This window comes from Streptomonospora litoralis, assembly GCF_004323735.1.
In the GTDB taxonomy this organism is placed as follows: Bacteria; Actinomycetota; Actinomycetes; order Streptosporangiales; family Streptosporangiaceae; genus Streptomonospora; species Streptomonospora litoralis.
Map to the genome: position 1 here is coordinate 511,908 of NZ_CP036455.1, position 15,686 is coordinate 527,593.

The 15,686-nt window shown below is 72.6% G+C and carries 13 protein-coding genes; 5 read left to right on the top strand and 8 right to left on the bottom strand.

Annotation, left to right across the window (positions count from 1 at the left end; all coding sequences use genetic code 11):
* Positions 1 to 22: 22 nt before the first annotated feature.
* Positions 23 to 193 carry a hypothetical protein gene (locus EKD16_RS25165; RefSeq protein WP_165498475.1) on the bottom strand — a complete coding sequence of 57 codons (171 nt, stop codon included), beginning with the start codon at positions 191 to 193 and terminating at the stop codon, positions 23 to 25.
* A gap of 39 nt (positions 194 to 232) precedes the next feature.
* A complete protein-coding gene (locus tag EKD16_RS02330; RefSeq protein WP_131096864.1) occupies positions 233 to 1,375 on the bottom strand; it encodes an acyl-CoA dehydrogenase family protein in 1,143 nt (380 codons plus the stop codon).
* Between the two features lie 1,190 nt (positions 1,376 to 2,565).
* Here EKD16_RS02330 and EKD16_RS02335 point away from each other — a divergent pair.
* Both EKD16_RS02335 and EKD16_RS02340 read left to right on the top strand, forming a co-directional pair.
* Positions 2,566 to 3,708 (top strand): acetyl-CoA C-acetyltransferase, encoded by a 1,143-nt coding sequence (locus EKD16_RS02335; protein ID WP_131096865.1) that lies wholly within the window; start codon positions 2,566 to 2,568, stop codon positions 3,706 to 3,708.
* A 281-nt stretch (positions 3,709 to 3,989) separates the two neighbouring features.
* Positions 3,990 to 4,565 carry a GNAT family N-acetyltransferase gene (locus EKD16_RS02340; RefSeq protein WP_131096866.1) on the top strand — a complete coding sequence of 192 codons (576 nt, stop codon included), beginning with the start codon at positions 3,990 to 3,992 and terminating at the stop codon, positions 4,563 to 4,565.
* A gap of 65 nt (positions 4,566 to 4,630) precedes the next feature.
* Here the strand turns inward: EKD16_RS02340 and EKD16_RS02345 are convergent, their stop codons facing one another.
* The 5 genes from EKD16_RS02345 to EKD16_RS02365 form a co-directional block, all read right to left on the bottom strand.
* Complete coding sequence (locus tag EKD16_RS02345; protein ID WP_131096867.1) at positions 4,631 to 5,839, bottom strand: winged helix-turn-helix domain-containing protein; 1,209 nt, start codon at positions 5,837 to 5,839, stop codon at positions 4,631 to 4,633.
* A gap of 138 nt (positions 5,840 to 5,977) precedes the next feature.
* Entirely contained in the window at positions 5,978 to 6,418 is a 441-nt protein-coding gene (locus tag EKD16_RS02350) for a hypothetical protein (RefSeq protein WP_131096868.1), read from the bottom strand.
* Between the two features lie 291 nt (positions 6,419 to 6,709).
* Positions 6,710 to 8,647 (bottom strand): acyl-CoA dehydrogenase family protein, encoded by a 1,938-nt coding sequence (locus EKD16_RS02355; protein WP_131096869.1) that lies wholly within the window; start codon positions 8,645 to 8,647, stop codon positions 6,710 to 6,712.
* Positions 8,648 to 8,809: 162 nt separating this feature from the next.
* Positions 8,810 to 10,210: a sensor histidine kinase gene (locus EKD16_RS02360; protein ID WP_131096870.1), complete on the bottom strand. Its 1,401-nt coding sequence runs from the start codon at positions 10,208 to 10,210 to the stop codon at positions 8,810 to 8,812.
* A complete protein-coding gene (locus EKD16_RS02365) occupies positions 10,211 to 10,936 on the bottom strand; it encodes a response regulator transcription factor (RefSeq protein WP_131096871.1) in 726 nt (241 codons plus the stop codon). It abuts the gene before it with no gap.
* 864 nt (positions 10,937 to 11,800) lie between these two features.
* Between EKD16_RS02365 and EKD16_RS02370 the strand changes: the two genes are divergently transcribed.
* On the top strand, positions 11,801 to 12,643 hold the full coding sequence (locus tag EKD16_RS02370) for an exodeoxyribonuclease III (protein ID WP_131096872.1): 843 nt from the start codon (positions 11,801 to 11,803) through the stop codon (positions 12,641 to 12,643).
* Positions 12,644 to 12,784: 141 nt separating this feature from the next.
* Positions 12,785 to 13,708, top strand: a complete 924-nt coding sequence (gene rbsK, locus EKD16_RS02375; RefSeq protein WP_278248919.1) for a ribokinase — start codon at positions 12,785 to 12,787, stop codon at positions 13,706 to 13,708.
* Positions 13,709 to 13,939: 231 nt separating this feature from the next.
* On the opposite strand, the gene EKD16_RS02380 is transcribed toward rbsK, so the two are convergent.
* On the bottom strand, positions 13,940 to 14,557 hold the full coding sequence (locus EKD16_RS02380) for a YceI family protein (RefSeq protein ID WP_131096873.1): 618 nt from the start codon (positions 14,555 to 14,557) through the stop codon (positions 13,940 to 13,942).
* A 416-nt stretch (positions 14,558 to 14,973) separates the two neighbouring features.
* Between EKD16_RS02380 and EKD16_RS02385 the strand changes: the two genes are divergently transcribed.
* Entirely contained in the window at positions 14,974 to 15,648 is a 675-nt protein-coding gene (locus EKD16_RS02385) for a hypothetical protein (protein WP_131096874.1), read from the top strand.
* Positions 15,649 to 15,686: the final 38 nt, after the last annotated feature.

Here is a 15,686-nt window from a genome sequence, read left to right on the forward strand (position 1 = left end):
CCGCTTTCCGGCCGGGCGGGGCTCAGCGGTTGGACCACGCCCACAGCAGCAGCACCACGAAGATGAAGCAGACCACGATGCCGCCGGTGGTCCACGGGATGTGCATGCGCGGCCGGAGCTTGCGGACGCCCAGCACCAGCAGGATGATCAGGAGTCCGAGGACGATCAGCCCGTCCCACGCGCCGCTTGCCATTGGCTCGTGACCCTTTCGCCGTGACCCGTCAGGGGGTGGCTACAAGCCCAGCGAGCGCCCCACGATCTCCTTCATGATCTCCGTCGTGCCACCGAAGATCGACTGGATCCTGGCGTCCTGCCATGCCTTCGCCACGGGGTATTCCATCATGTATCCATACCCCCCGTGGAGCTGCAGGCAACGGTCGATGAGCCGGTTCGCCAGTTCGGTGGTCCACCATTTGGCCTTGGCGGCGTCCTCCACGGTCAGTTCACCGCGGTTGAGCAGGGTGATCGCCCGGTCGACATAGGTGCGGGCGAGGTCGACCTCGGTGGCCAGTTCGGCCAAGACGAAACGGGTGTTCTGAAACTTGCCGATCGGGCGTCCGAAAGCCGTCCGGTTCTTGCAGTATTCCACGGTCTCGGCGAGGACCGTCTCGGCACCGGCGGTGGCCGAGACAGCGATGGAGAGCCGCTCCTGGGGCAGGTTCTCCATCAGGTGCACGAACCCCTGGTTCTCCTGCCCGATCAGGTTGGCGGCGGGTACGCGCACGTCGGTGAACGACAGTTCGGCGGTGTCCTGGGCCTTCAGCCCGATCTTGTCCAGGTTGCGGCCGCGCTCGAAGCCGTCTGCGCCGCGCTCGACGGCCAGCAGCGAAAGCCCGTGCGCCCCGGCGTCGTGATCGGTGCGCGCCACCACGATCACCAGGTCGGCGTTGATCCCGTTGGTGATGAAGGTCTTCTGCCCGTTCAGGACGTAGTCGTCGCCGTCGCGCACCGCCGCGGTGGAGATGCCTTGCAGATCGCTGCCCGCCCCCGGCTCCGTCATGGCGATGGCGGTGATCAGGTCCCCGGAGGAGAACCCCGGCAGCCACCGCCGCCGCTGCTCCTCGGACGTCAGCCGCACCAGGTACGGCGCGATGACGTCGTTCTGCAGACCGAAGCCCAGTCCGCTCGCGCCGACGCGGCAGATCTCCTCGGAGACGACCGCGTTGAATCGGAAGTCCTCGACACCCGACCCGCCGTATGCCTCGGGCACGCCCAGGCCGAGCAGGCCTATCTCGCCGGCCTTGGTCCACACTTCGCGCGGGACGATGCCCTCCTTCTCCCACCGGTCGTGGAAGGGCACCACCTCGCGCTTGAGGAACTCGGCAACCGACTCGCGGAAGAGGTCGTGCTCGGTGTCGAAGAGTTCCCTGTGCATGGCCGACACTCCTTTGTCTCGTCGCAGGCGCCGCCGTGCCGCCGTCCGCGCGGAGCCCGCGCCGCCGCGCGCACCCCCACCGTAACCGAATGCCATTCGGTCTGCACGGATGAAAGTTCCGCAAAGTCGTGCCAACCCCGGTACGGCAGCAGCGCCGCAGGGCACGGTGCCTTCTAGGCATTGTTCAAGAACGCCGGTCTGCTGTGCGGCCTTTGCTGTGGCCTTGTTGGTCTGCCGGGTGGATTAATGCCCGAGTTTCCGGTGGGTCTGCCCCCGCGCTGCGGCGGCGGTGGCCCACGAAGTGCCCCGAATGGCGCGAAAACAGCCCCGGAGTCAACTTTTCGTGCATCTCGTGGCCGCGGCGCCCGCCGAGGCCGCCCGCAAAACGGGCATAGACCCCCAAAAGCCCACCCCATCGGGCGGTAAAGCTCCCGCAGGCGACGCCCGGGCGCAACGAGCGACGTGTCGTCGCCCCCGGTCCCGATCCGGCGCACCCCCGGGAGCGTGCGAGCGCCCGCGACCGCGCCACACTCCCGCGGCCCCCTGCCTGCGCAGGCTCCGGTCGGAACACGGCGGCGCCGCCTACCGACCCCGCGCCCGCTATGCCCGACAGCCGGAGTCGCCCGCGACCGCGGCGATCATGGTCAAAATCCCAGAAAGCGCCGCTGGATTTCGTCATACGGGCACGATCATCGCGCCGCCCTGCGCCATCACGGACACGCAACCCCCTTCCCGGCACCCGCACCGCCCCTCGTCGGGCTCGTCGGGCGGACCACCGACGAGCACCCGAACCGGCGACCGCAGGCCCTGCCATCCACCGACCTCGCCGCCGCTTCCCCGCAAGACCATCCGCGAGCCGGCAGACCAACAAGGCCGCACAGCAGACCCGAGCCGCCGATCCGTCCGGCACCGCCACCGACGAGCACCCGAACCGTTGGACGCGGGCCCCGCCCGTCGCCGTCCTCGGCGCCGCTTTTCCATACGACCACCCGCATCCCGGCAGACCAGCAAAGCCGCACAGCAGGCCGGGGCCGCCGATCCGCCGCACGCCGGTACGTCTGAACCGTGGACGCGGTACCGCCCGCGGGCGCCGGGCGCTTGCCGGTGAGCCGAAACCGAATATGGTTCGGGTAAGGATCGAAGCGTCGGATCGAAGTGTTGCGGACACCAGGCTCCCCCAGGAGGACACCGTGGCTGAGGCATACATCGTCGGGGCCGTCCGGACCCCCGTAGGCACCAAGAAGGGCGCCCTTGCCGGCGTGCACCCCGCCGACCTGGGCGCGCACGTCCTCACCGAACTGATGGGCCGTACCGGGGTGGACCCGGCGGCGGTCGAGGACGTCGTCATGGGCTGTGTGAGCCAGGTCGGCCCCCAGGCTCTCGACATCGCGCGCACCGCCTGGCTGTCGGCCGGGCTGCCCGAGACGACCGCGGGCGTCACCGTCGACCGCCAGTGCGGCTCCTCGCAACAGGCCGTGCATTTCGCCGCTCAGGGCGTCATGTCGGGTACGCAGGAGTTGGTCGTGGCCTCCGGCGTGGAGAACATGGGCATGGTGCCGATGGGGGCCAACGCCAAGTACGCGATCGACGCCGGCCTGTCCCTGTTCGGCGAGGGCTGGGACCGCCGCTACGGCGACCAGGAGATCTCCCAGTTCCGCGGCGCGCAGCTGATGGCCGAGAAGTGGGGCCACACCCGCGAGGACCTGGAGCGCTACTCCCTGGAGAGCCACCGCCGCGCGGCCGCCGCGCGCGAGGCCGGCTACTTCGAGAAGCAGATCGCCCCGCTGGCCGGGGTGACCCAGGACGAGGGCGTGCGCCCCGACACCACCCTGGAGAAGATGGCCGGGCTCGACCCGCTGCGCGAGGGCTGGGCGCTGACAGCCGCGGTGGCCAGCCAGGTCTCCGTCGGCGCGGGCGCGCTGCTGATCGCCTCGGAGCACGCCGTCGAGCGGCACGGGCTCACCCCGATGGCGCGGATCGTTCAGCTGTCGCTGGTGGGCGACGACCCCGTCTACATGCTCACGGCGCCGATCCCGGCTACCCGCAAGGCCCTGGAGAAGGCCGGGCTGGGCATCGGCGACATCGACGTCACCGAGATCAACGAGGCGTTCGCGCCGGTCCCGCTGGCCTGGATGCACGAACTCGGCGCCGACCCCGCCAAGACCAACCCCAACGGCGGCGCCATCGCCCTGGGCCATCCGCTGGGAGCCACCGGGGCGGTGCTGATGACCAAGCTGGTCCACGAACTGGAGCGCACGCACGGCCGCTACGGGCTGCAGACCATGTGCGAGGGCGGCGGCCAGGCCAACGTCACCATCGTCGAGCGGGTCTGAAGCCCGCCGGCCGCGCACTTCCGCCCCGACCGCGGGAACGGCCCCGGGCCGGTGGCGTCCGGGGCCGCATGCGCCCGCTGCGCGCTGCCGGGCGCGGAGCGGTCCGACTCGTCCGTCCGGCCCCGGCGAGCGGAGACGCGAAACGCAGCGCCCGCCCGACCCGGGGTGCCTGCGCGCCTCGCCGTGCGGTCGGCAGCGGCTCCAAGCGGCTCCCCGCCGCCGCGGCGACGGCCGCGCGGGGTTAGAGTGAGTCGCGTTTCCCCAGGTACAAGGAGTGCGGGATGACGGTCGACGGGCGGGCGCGTGCCGGTGTGCCGGGCGAGAGCGGCGGGACCGTGTTCCGCGACGCCGCGGAGTCCGACGTCGGGGCGCTGGTCGAGCTGGTGAACTCCGCCTACCGCGGCGATACCTCGCGCAAGGGCTGGACGACCGAGGCCGACCTGCTGGGCGGGCAGCGCATCGATGCCGGGCAGATCGCCGATCTGCTGGCCCGCCCCGGCACCCGCGTCGTGGTCGCCGAGCGGGACGGCCGCCTGGTGGCGTGCTGCGAACTCGCGGTCGGCGACGACGGCGCCGGCTACTTCGGCATGTTCTCGGTGCGGCCGGATGCACAGGGCGGCGGCCTCGGCGGGCGGCTGCTGGCCGAGGCGGAGCGCGCGGCGGCCGAGGAACTGGGCTGCGACAGCATGCGCATGACAGTGCTTCGCCAGCGCGCCGACCTCATCGCCTGGTACGAGCGCCGCGGCTACCGGCGCACGGGTGACACCGCCCCCTTCCCCTACGGCGACGAGCGTTTCGGCCTGCCCAAGCGCGACGATCTGGTGTTCGAGGAACTGGCCAAGACGATCGCGGTGTGAGGCGGCGGCCTACGGCACCGATGCGCCGGCGCGGGTGCGCTCGGCCCGCGCCGCGCGGCGGTCGCTCAGCTTTCGTAGCGAACACCCTCGGCCAGCCCCAGCCACGCGGCCATACTCTCCAGCTGCCCGTGCAGTTCATCAGAGGTCTCCGGCGGTGCGGAGTCCTCCAGCGTGGTGCGCCGGACGAGCAGCAGGCCGGCCCGGCGGTCGGACTTCAGATCGACGCGGGCCACGAGGTTCTCGCCCAGCAGGAACGGCAGCACGTAGTAGCCGTGGACGCGCTTGGCCGCAGGGACGTAGATCTCCAACCGGTACCGGAACCCGAACAGGGACTCGGTGCGCGACCGCTCCCACACCAGCGAGTCGAACGGGCTCAGCAGCGCGCGGGCGTTCACCGAGCGCGGCACACGGGCGTCGCGGTGCAGGTAGGCGGGCCGCTGCCAGCCGGCGACGGCGACCGGAACCACCTCGCCGGACTCGACCAGCTCGGCCAGCGCGGTTCGTGCTTCGGCCGCGCCGAGGCGGAAGTAGTCGCGCAGGCACACCTCGCTGCCCACACCGTGGGCCCGCGCGGCGATCGCCATGAGCTCGCGCCGGGCGTCGGCGGGATCGGGGTCGGGGGCGCGGTGCACATCGGCCGGCAGCACGCGTTCGGTCAGGTCGTAGCGACGCTCGAACTGGGCGGTGCGGCCGTCGGTGGTGATCTCCCCCGACCAGAACAGGAACTCCAGTGCGCGCTTGACCGGTGACCAGTTCCAGCCCCAATGGTCCCGCGGGCGGGTGGAGTCGTGCTTGAGCGCGTCCTCGATCCCGCGGGTGGTGGCCGGTCCGGTGTGCTCGACCGCGGCGCGGACGTCGGCGACGAGATCGGGGTGGTCGGTGGCCGCACGCCGCACCGCGCCCCACGCTTCGTCGCGGGCGCGGTCCATGCGCCAGCGCAGCAGCCGGTGTGTGGCGGGCGGGATGAGGCTGGCCTCGTGCGCCCAGTACTCCACCAGCCGGCCGCCGCGCCGCGTGGCCGCACGGTCCAGTTGCGCGGGGTCGTAGTGGCCCAGGCGCGCGAAGACCGGCAGGTACTGGCTCCGCGAGAGGACGTTGACGCTGTCGATCTGGATGGCGCCGACCCGGTCGATCACCCGCTGCAGATGGCGTGCGGTCGGTGCGGCCGACGGGCGGGGATCGGTGAATCCCTGGGCCGCGAGCGCGACCCGGCGGGCCTGGGACGCGGAGAGGGTGGCGTCCCGGCGCGGGTGCGGCGGCGCTGTCTCGTGCATGGGTACCGAGGCTAACCGCGCCCTCGGACATTCCGGCACCTTCGCCCCGGACCGCACCGTGCGGCAGCGGAGAGGACGGCAGCCGGCGCCGGGGGTGCCGGGCCGAGCCGCCCGCGCCCCGGCGTCGAGTCGGGCGGGTCACCGGCTCAGCTGTTCCCACACCTCCAGTCCCCGGCGGATCTCCTCGTCGGTGAAACCGCCGGGCGGACGGGCGGGTGCGCCGACGGGCGGATCGGGGGCGGCGGGTGCTTCGGGGACCGGGGGCGGCGGCGCGGTCGGCGGCTGCGGAGCGGGCACCGGTGCGGGCCGCGGCGGGTACCCCGCGGGGGGAGCGTCCGGCGCAGCGGGCTCCGGGGGCGCAGGCGTGGCGGGCCGGGTGGGCGCGGTGACCGGCTCCGGCGCGGCCGTGATGCGGGCGGGACGGCCGACCTGGTCGCCCACCCGCTCGCCCGAGGGCCCGGGATCGCGGGCGAGCGCCGCCGGATCGGCGATGCCCGCTTCGGGTACGACCCGCACCGGTGCGACCGCTTCGGCCGCATAGGCCGCCGCGCTCAGCAGCGCTCCGAGGGCCAGAACCACGAGGCGGCGCCTGCGTCGCCGCGTCCGCACCGCCGCCGCGGGCGCCGTGGGAGTCGCGCGGGAGCGCGCGGAGGTCCCGGGCGTCCCGCGCGCCCGGGGCCGCAGAAAGACCGGTGGCGGGGGCAGCGGCACGCGCACACTCTCCTCGGGGCAGCCGGAGGGGCCGGGATGCATGGCGCCGCCGGAACCGCATCGCCGGTGCCGACGGCGCCCATCCGATTGTTTCAGAGTGTGACGACGAATACGCCCGGAGTCGTGGACCGGGTGCCCCGCCGGGCTGAGCGGCCGTGCTCAGCCCATCTTGCGGTGGACGTCCTCCTTGGTCGAGGGACCGGGCTCGGCCTCACCGATGAGCGGACCCGGGGTGGAGGGGTCGACGACGCCCTCCTCCAGCCACGTGTAGTGGTCGTCGAGGACGCGCCGGCTCAGTTTGCCGTCGATGTCGTCGGTGTTGGTCCACAGGTCGGTGAACAGCGCGTCGGCGCGCAGGCGGGACTGGCGGCAGAAGGCGTCGGCCAGCTCGTAGGCGCCCTGGCCGCGCTCCGGATGGTCCTCGCGGTCGCGGTGGGCGCGCACGACCACGGCGCTCATCGCGAACAGTTCGGCGCCGATGTCGACCACCCGGGCCAAGAACGCCTGCTTGGTCTCCATCCGGCCCTGCCAGCGCGACATCCCGTAGAAGGTGGAGCGCGCCAGCTTGCGCGCCGCGCGCTCGACATAGCGCAAGTGCGCGGCGAGCGGCCCGAACTCGCCGTAGGATCCGGGGCGCTGGCCTTCGCCGACGACCAGGGTGGGCAGCCAGGTGGCGTAGAACCCGCCGGCCTTGGCGAACGCGCGCGCCTTGGCGGCGGAATCGGCCTCGGGGTCGATGATGTCGCCGGCTACCGACAGGTGGGCGTCGACCGCCTCGCGGGCGATGAGCAGGTGCATGATCTCCGTGCTGCCTTCGAAGATCCGGTTGATGCGCAGGTCGCGCACGGCTTGCTCGGCGGGGATGCCGCGCTCGCCGCGCGCGGCCAGGGACTCGGCGGTCTCGTAGCCGCGGCCGCCGCGCAGCTGCACCAGTTCGTCGGCGACCCGGGAGGCCATCTCCGAGCACCACAGCTTGGCGATCGCGGCCTCGATGCGGATGTCGTTGCGCTCGTCGTCGGCGAACTGGCTGGAGAGGTCCAGCATGGCGGTCATGGCGTAGGTGGTGGCGGCGATGAAGGAGACCTTCTTGGCCACCTCTTCGTGCTTGCCGACCGGGCGCCCCCACTGGACGCGCTCCCGCGACCACTCGCGGGCGATCTTCGTGCACCACTTGCCCGCCCCCACGCACATCGCGGGCAGCGACAGCCGCCCGGTGTTCAGCGTGGACAGCGCGATCTTGAGGCCCTTGCCCTCCTCGCCGATCCGGTTCTCCGCGGGTACGCGCACCCGGTGGAACCGGGTCACCCCGTTCTCCAGGCCGCGCAACCCCATGAACCTGTTGCGGTTCTCGACCGTGATGCCCTCGGAGTCGCCCTCGACGACGAACGCCGTGATGCCGCCGCGGTGCCCCTCGCTCTGCGGAACACGTGCCATGACCACCAGCAGGTCGCCCACGACGCCGTTGGTGGTCCACAGCTTCACGCCGTCGAGTAGGTAGGCCGAGCCGTCCTCGGTCGGGGTCGCGGTACTGCGCAGCCGCGCCGGGTCGCTGCCGACGTCGGGCTCGGTGAGCAGGAAGGCGCTGATGTCGGTGGTCGCGCAGCGCGGCAGGAAGGTGCGCTTCTGCTCCTCGGTGCCGAACATCTTCAGCGGCTGGGGGACGCCGATGGACTGGTGCGCCGAGAGCAGCGCCCCGATGGCGGGGGAGACCGATCCCACGAGGGTCAGCGCCCGGTTGTAGTACAGCTGGCTCAGCCCGAGCCCGCCGTATGTGCGGGGAATCTTCATACCGAGCGCGCCCAGCTCCTTGAGCCCGGCCATGACCTCGTCGGGAATGCGCTCCTCGCGCTCGATCCGCTGGGAGTCGATCGTCGTGCAGAAGTCGCGCAGCTTGGCGAGGAACTCCTCGCCCTCCTCGACGGTGTCGGGTGCGGGCCGCGGGTAGGGGTGGACCAGGTCCAGCCGCAGCCGGCCGAGATAGAGCTCCTTGCCGAAGCTGGGCTTTTGCCACTCGGTTTCGCGGGCGGCTTCGGCCACGGCTCGGGCCTGCCGCTCGTCGACGTGCTCAGGGGCGGTTTCGCGGTTCACCGCGGTCATATCCGTGATCACCTCGCCAGCACAACGTCGCGCCGGGGTCTGTATGGCCTGCTTCACACCCCTACCCGCGAGTAGGGGGAATGAAGCATGGCCGCCGGGGGTGCGGCGCTGCGCCGGAATCCGGAGCGCGCTCCCTCCGCGCCGGGCAGGCTCCGGCCGCGCTCACTCCTCCTGGTGCAGCGGAATCCGCACGGTCACCGTCGTACCCTCGCCCGGCGCCGAGTCCAGGTCCACGTCGCCGCTGTGGGCGTCGGCGATCGCGCGCACGATGGCCAGGCCCAGTCCGCTCCCGCTGCCCGGCGTGCGGTTGCTGCGGTAGAAGCGGTCGAACGCCCGGTTCAGGTCCTCCGGCGCCATGCCCGGCCCCCGGTCGGCGACCTCCAGCACGGCGCGATCATCCTGACTGCGCAGCCGCACGGCGACCGGCGTGTTCGCGGGGGTGTGTTCGCGCACGTTGGCCAGCAGATTAGCCAGGATCTGGCGCAGTCTGGCCTCGTCGGAGTCGCACCACAGCTCGTCCGGCGCCTCCAGGGATATCTCGCGCTGGGGCTCCAGGGCCTGGGCGTCCCCCACCACCTCCGCGGCGAGCACGGTGAGGTCGGTGCGCGAGCGCTGCAGCGAACCGGTGCGGTCCAGCCGCGCCAGCTCCAGCAGCTCGGCGACCAGCCGGCTCATCCGCTGCGACTCGTTCTCGATGCGCTCCATCGCCCCGCCCATCTCGGTGTCGGGGATGGCGCCCTGCCGGTACAGCTCGGCATAGCCGCGGATGGTCGTCAGCGGGGTCCGCAGCTCGTGGGAGGCGTCGGCCGCGAACGCGCGCACCCGCTCCTCCGATGCGCGCTGGGCGGCGAAGGCGTCCTCGATGCGGCGCAGCATGGTGTTGATGGCCGTCGCCAGTCGCCCGACCTCGCTGTGCGACCCCGACCCCGGCATGCGCACCGACATGTCCGAGCCGACGCTGATCCGGTTGGCGGTCGTGGCCATCTCGTCCAGCGGCTCCAGGCCGCGCCCGATCAGCCAGCGGCCCGCCAGTGTCAGCCCGCCCAGCAGCAGTCCGGCGGTGACCAGCTGCGTCAGTACCAGCTGCCACGGGTACTGCTCGCGGTCGCTGGTGGGCACCCCCGCGACCATGATGGTCTCGGGCCGCAACCGCACGGTCGCGCGGTAGGGCGCGACAGCCGGGTCCACGCCGTCCAGCTCGAAGATCTCCCCGGTGGAGCCGTACTCGCGCCAGCGCTCCAACCCGATGGTGCGGATGCGGTCCAGCACGACGTCTTCGCGGTAGCTGTCGCCGTAGACCTGGCTGATCTCGCCGGTGCGGCCGTCCAGCAGCACCACGAAGTAGGGCGAGGGGCTGGGCGCGTCCACGCCCGCCGGCGGGGTGTCGTTGTCCAGCCGCACCATCGCGCGTTCCGCGGTGAGCTGGAGCTGGGCGTCTATCCGCTCCGTGATGAAGCTGCGCAGGGTCAGGAATCCGACGACACAGGTCACCAGCAGGCCGGTACCGGTGACCGCGAGCAGACCGACGAGCAGCCGCCGCCGCAGCCCTCCGCGCTGGGTCATCTATGAGCTGTCCCGGTTGCGCAGCGCGTAGCCCACCCCGCGCTGGGTGTGGATGAGCGCGGGTCCGAGCGGGTCGAGCTTGCGGCGCAGGTAGCTGACATAGGTCTCCACGATCTGGGACTGCCCGGCGTAGTCCCAGCCCCACACGTTCTCCAGCAGCTGGGCCCGCGTCAGCACCTGACCGGCGTTGCTCATCAGATAGGCCAGCAGGCGGAACTCCGTCGGCGACAGCTCGATGGGCACGCCTGCGCGGCGCACCGTCCAGGTCCGCTCGTTGAGTTCGAGGTCGTCCACCCGCAGCATGCCCTGCTCGTTGCGGTCGGAGTCGGCACCGCCCTCGTCGCGCCGGGTGCGCCGCAGGAGCGCGTGCACGCGCGCGACGAGGGCCTCGACGGAGAAGGGCTTGGTGACGTAGTCGTCGCCGCCCAGAGACAGCCCGGTCACCGTGTCGGAAGGGGTGTCGCGCGCGGTGAGGTAGATGACCGGGACCTCGTCGCCGGAGTCGCGCAGCTGCCGGCAGACCTCGAACCCGCTGACGTCGGGAAGCAGCACGTCGAGGACGATCAGGTCGGGGCGCTGCTCGCGCGCCATCGCCAGACCCGCCTCGCCGGTCTCCGCGGTGTCCACGCTGAACCCGTGGAAGCGCAGTGCCGCCTGCACCAGGTCGCGGATGTTCGGCTCGTCGTCGATCACCAGTACGTGCGAGCGTGTCGCGGTCTCGCGCATGCATTCCACCTCTGAGCGGTTCCGGAGCGGCCTCCGGCCTGGCCTCCCATCATGCCGCAGGCCCGGAACGAGGGTGACACGCCGCGCGCTCCGGCGTTCGCCGGCAGGCGGGGCGGAAAGGCACCGAAAAGGGCGCCGATGCGCGGCGGGGACGCCGGGGCGCGCCGACCCGGCGTCCCCGCCGTCGTCTCGCGTCCGCGCGTCAGGCTCGCGCGGGCGTGAAACGACGGGCCGCAGCCTGCGGCCGTACCGCCCCGTGCAGACCGAAGCCGTGGACAGGGTGCGGCTCGCGGTCGTGCCGGGCCGGCAACCGCCTGCGGCCCGGCAACAGGATGCCGCAACGGGCTGTGATGCGGCAGAGCGCAGGCTGGGAAAACGCTGATAGCCGCGGCCCCGGGGGCGAAAAGGACGGCGCGCACGCGCCGTGTCCCGCCGGTGTCGGGTGATCCTTTACCGAAGGGAGGCGAACCCCGCGGGCGGCTCGGCCGTCCTACCCCGTGGCAGTACCGCGCGCCGCGCAGCAGATGCGGCGGCGTTCCGCGCGGCGAGGCGCGGAGAGGGGGCTCGGTGCGGAGGACGGCCGCACCGAGCCCCTTCCGTCCGCTTGTCCTACCCGCCAGGGCCCCGGACTCACTTCGCCGCCGCACAAGGCGGACGGCGGGTCGTAGCGGCGACGGCGGCGGGCGCCCGCGCGTCCGTACATGGCGCGGGGCGATCGCCGCGGCGGATACCGGCACATCGGATCTACCGGGCCGGCGGTTCCCCGACTCCGGAAGCCGTGGCGGCGGACTCGCCGTCGTCGGTCCCCTCGTCCGCCGCGCCGAAGGGCGGCGCACCGTCGTATCCCCGCGCTAGCCTGGCGGTGTGCGAATCGCGACGTGGAATGTGAACAGTGTCCGGGCGCGCGGCGAGCGGATCGCGGCGTGGTTGCAGCGCAGCGACGTCGACGTCGCCGCTGTCCAGGAGACCAAGTGCCGCGACGACCAGTTCCCCACCGAGCTCTTCACCGACCTCGGCTACGAGGTCGCCCACCACGGGCTCTCGCAGTGGAACGGCGTCGCGGTCCTCTCCCGTGTGGGGCTGACCGACGTGCAGTTCGGCTTCCCCGGCCAGCCCGGATGGGGTGAACCCGAGGCTCCCGAGGCCCGCGCCCTGGGCGCCACCTGCGGCGGTGTGCGGGTGTGGAGCCTGTACGTGCCCAACGGCCGCGAAATCGACGACCCGCACTACTCCTACAAGCTGCGCTGGCTGGAGGCGCTGCGCGCCTACGGCGCCGAGTGCCTGGACGAGGACCCGCGCGCGCAGATGGCGCTGTGCGGCGACTTCAACGTCGCTCCCCAGGACGACGACGTGTGGGACATGGCCGAGTTCGAAGGCAAGACGCACGTGACCAAGCCCGAGCGCGACGCGTTCACCAGCGTCGTCGACGCCGGGTTCGCCGAGGTGGTGCGCCCCTTCGCGCCCGGCCCCGGCGTCTACACCTACTGGGACTACAAGCAGCTGTCCTTCCCCAAGCGCAAGGGCATGCGGATCGACTTCGTACTGGCCTCGCCCGCGCTGGCGTCGCGGGTCTCCGGCGCGATGGTCGACCGCGAGGAGCGCAAGGGCAAGGGGGCCTCCGACCACGCGCCGGTGATGGTGGACCTCGACGGCGGCGCCGATCAGGAGTCGGCGGCGGCCGACGCGGCGGGTCTCGGCGGAGCCTGAGATCGGTGGCGGGACCGTCGGAGCACCTGCGGGAGTGACGAAGGTGTCGGTTCCGCCCGCGAGGCTCCGAGGTGGCCTGCGCAGCCCGCAGCGGCGGGTCGGGCCCTCGGCGTCGGCGCGGCGCCCCGGTAGGGTCGCCGTGTGAGTTCGTCTGGCACCTTCGCGGCACCGCCGCGCATCGCGGTCTTCGGCAGCGTCAACATGGACCTCGTCGCCTACGTCGGTTCCGCACCGGGGAGCGGTGAGACGGTGACCGGGACGCGGTTCGCCCAGGTCCCCGGAGGCAAGGGCGCCAACCAGGCAGTGGCGGCCGCCCGCGCCGGTGCCGACGTCGCGTTCCTCGGCGCGGTGGGCGACGACGCGTTCGGCAACCAACTGCGCAGCAACCTCGTGGAGTGCGGCATCGAGGTGTCGGGGCTGCGTACCGTCGCGGGCACCTCCGGCGTGGCCCATATCGTCGTTGAGGACGACGGAGCCAACTCCATCATCGTGATTCCCGGCGCCAACGGCCGCGTCACCGGTCTGCGCGCGGGCGACGAAGCGCTGGTAGAAGGCAGCGCGGCGCTGCTGCTGCAGCTGGAGCTGCCCATGGAGGCCGTCGTCGCCGCAGCGCGCGCCGGCCGCGCCGCGGGCGTGCCGACGGTGCTGACCCCGGCGCCCGCCCGCGAACTGCCCACCGAACTGCTGGAACAGGTCGACCTGCTCGTGCCCAACCAGCACGAGGCGGCGGCGATCACCGGGGAGGCCGAGCCGCACAGCGCCCTGGCCGCCCTGCTGCGCATCGTGCCCGAGGCGATCATCACCCTGGGCGAGGGCGGCGCACTGTACGGCGCCCGCGGCGCCGAGCCCGTCCGCGTGGCGGCGCGCCGGGTAACGCCGGTCGATACCACCGCAGCCGGAGACACCTTCTGCGGCGCCTTCGCGGTCGCCCGGGCCCGGGGCGCTGCGCCCGAGGAGTGCCTGCGGTTCGCCCAGGCCGCCGCTGCGCTTTCGGTGCAGCGCCACGGTGCGGCGCCGTCCATGCCCGAGCGGTCCGAGATCGAGGACTTCCTCGCGCGCGGCTGAGCGGGCAGCCGGGCGGACGTGGTGAGACCGGGCGCCGCGGGCACGCGGCGGACGGGGGCGCCGGAGTGAAGCAGCGGACCTCTGTACGCGATGCGGGGCCGGGAACGGCGGGGGAGCCGGAACGGTGTCAGCCGAAGGCCGCCGGCGAGGCGTCGAGCCGGCGCGAAACGGTCGCCGCCGGTTCGAGGGTTCCGGCGCGAGAGGGGAATCCGTTCGGCCCCCGGTGCGGCGTCAGGAGACGTGGCCGATCTGGCGGAGGAAGTGGATCGGGTCGGTGTCCTGGACCCGCAACTCCAAGACGATGTCGATGACGTCGCCGACCAGGCGATCACCCCAGGGCACGGGTCCGCCGTCGCCGACACCGAAGTCGGAGAGCCTGATCTGGGTGTTGCCGGCGAAGAAGTGCCCGTAGGTCCCGTCGGGGTCGGCGTAGTCGGGAGCCTCCCCGGCCCACTCGCACTCCAGCGCGATCGGGCGCGTGGTGCCGTGGATGGTCAGGTCGCCGTGCAGGTAGAAGGTGCGCTTGTGGACCGAGCGCTCCTCGATGCGGGTGCTGGTGAAGCGGATTTCCGGGTGGTTCTCCACATCCAGGAAGTCGGCCGAGCGCAGGTGGTCGTCGCGCGCCTGCACGCCCGTGTTGACCGAGGCCGCGCGGACGCTCACGTCGACCTTGGACGCCGCGGGGTCGTCGGCCACCATCACGGCCCCCCTGGCGTCGCCGAACGTGCCCTGGACGCGGCCGAAGCGCAGGTAGCGGGCGACGAAGATGATGCAGGAGTGGATGGGGTCGATGTGCCAGTGGCCCGGTGCGGGACCGAAGTCATAGCCCTCTGGCGGGAGTGGGTTCATGTGTACTTTCCCCTCTTTTCGATCTACCTCAGGCTAATATCCCGTTTCGATGTTGTTTGGTGCCGTTGACCGTGGTGTACCTCGCGGGGTAGTCACAGCTCCGGCGGCGTGCGGGCGGTTCCGCGTCGCAGTTCGGGTCGGTCAAGGGGTATCGGGGCCTGGTGAAAGTCCACTTTCGGTCGGCTTTCACACCCGCCGCTGTAGTACACCTCACACGCTCGCCGCGCGCTCGGCGGCCGTGTCCGGTCGGGTCGACCGGTGCGGCACCGCGGGCGCGGCCGATCGCGGCTGCACCATTCGAGATCGGGGGGAACCGCCCGCGATGTACGCTCTTGGGGAGCCTGTGCGCCGCGGACACCTGCTCCGCGCGGTAGCGGCGTCGGCGCACTCGTCCCCCGAGAAGTCAGCGATCCGCATTGAGCAGCGATACGCACAGTACCGAGCCCGTGTTCACCCGGACCGCTCGGCGCAGGCGGGAGCGGTTGCGCAGGCGCCGCCTGATGACGGCCGGTGCCGCGGCCGCCTGCCTCGTCTGCGGCGGTGCGGTCGCCGCGGTCGTGGCCCTGAGCCGGGGAGGCACCGAGGTGGGCGTGGACGACCCGCCTCCCCCGCCGGGTGCGGTGAGCGTGAGCCCGTCGGCCGCTCCGGCGGGCGACGGCGGCGGGGCTCCGCCTGCCCAGCCCGCCGGGGAGGCGACGATCGCCGTGCCCGATGACGGCGCCCCTTCCCAAGGGGATTCCGGGGCGGGCGAAGGCCCTCCCGCGAGCGGCGGCTCGGGCGGTTCCGCGGATGCCGGCGGTGATTCGGGCGGCGGCTCCGGCTCGGGCGGCGCCCAGAGCGGGCAGCAGGAGGGGACCGGCGGCGGCGCCCAGAGCGGGTCGGAGGACTCCGGAGCCGATGGCGGGCAGGCCGTCCCCGACGTGCCGCCGTGGCTCGACGGTGAGAACGGCGACCGGGACTCGGACGAGGACGGCTGGGACCGGCAGGACTGGGGTCAGGACGACTGGGACCAGGACGACTGGCAGGACTGGGACTCGTCCGAGGGAGACGGGCGCCCCCGAGACGGTGAGGGCCCCGGCGGACGCGGCTGACGTAGGCGGCCGACGGGCGGTCGTCCGGCGGAGGCGGC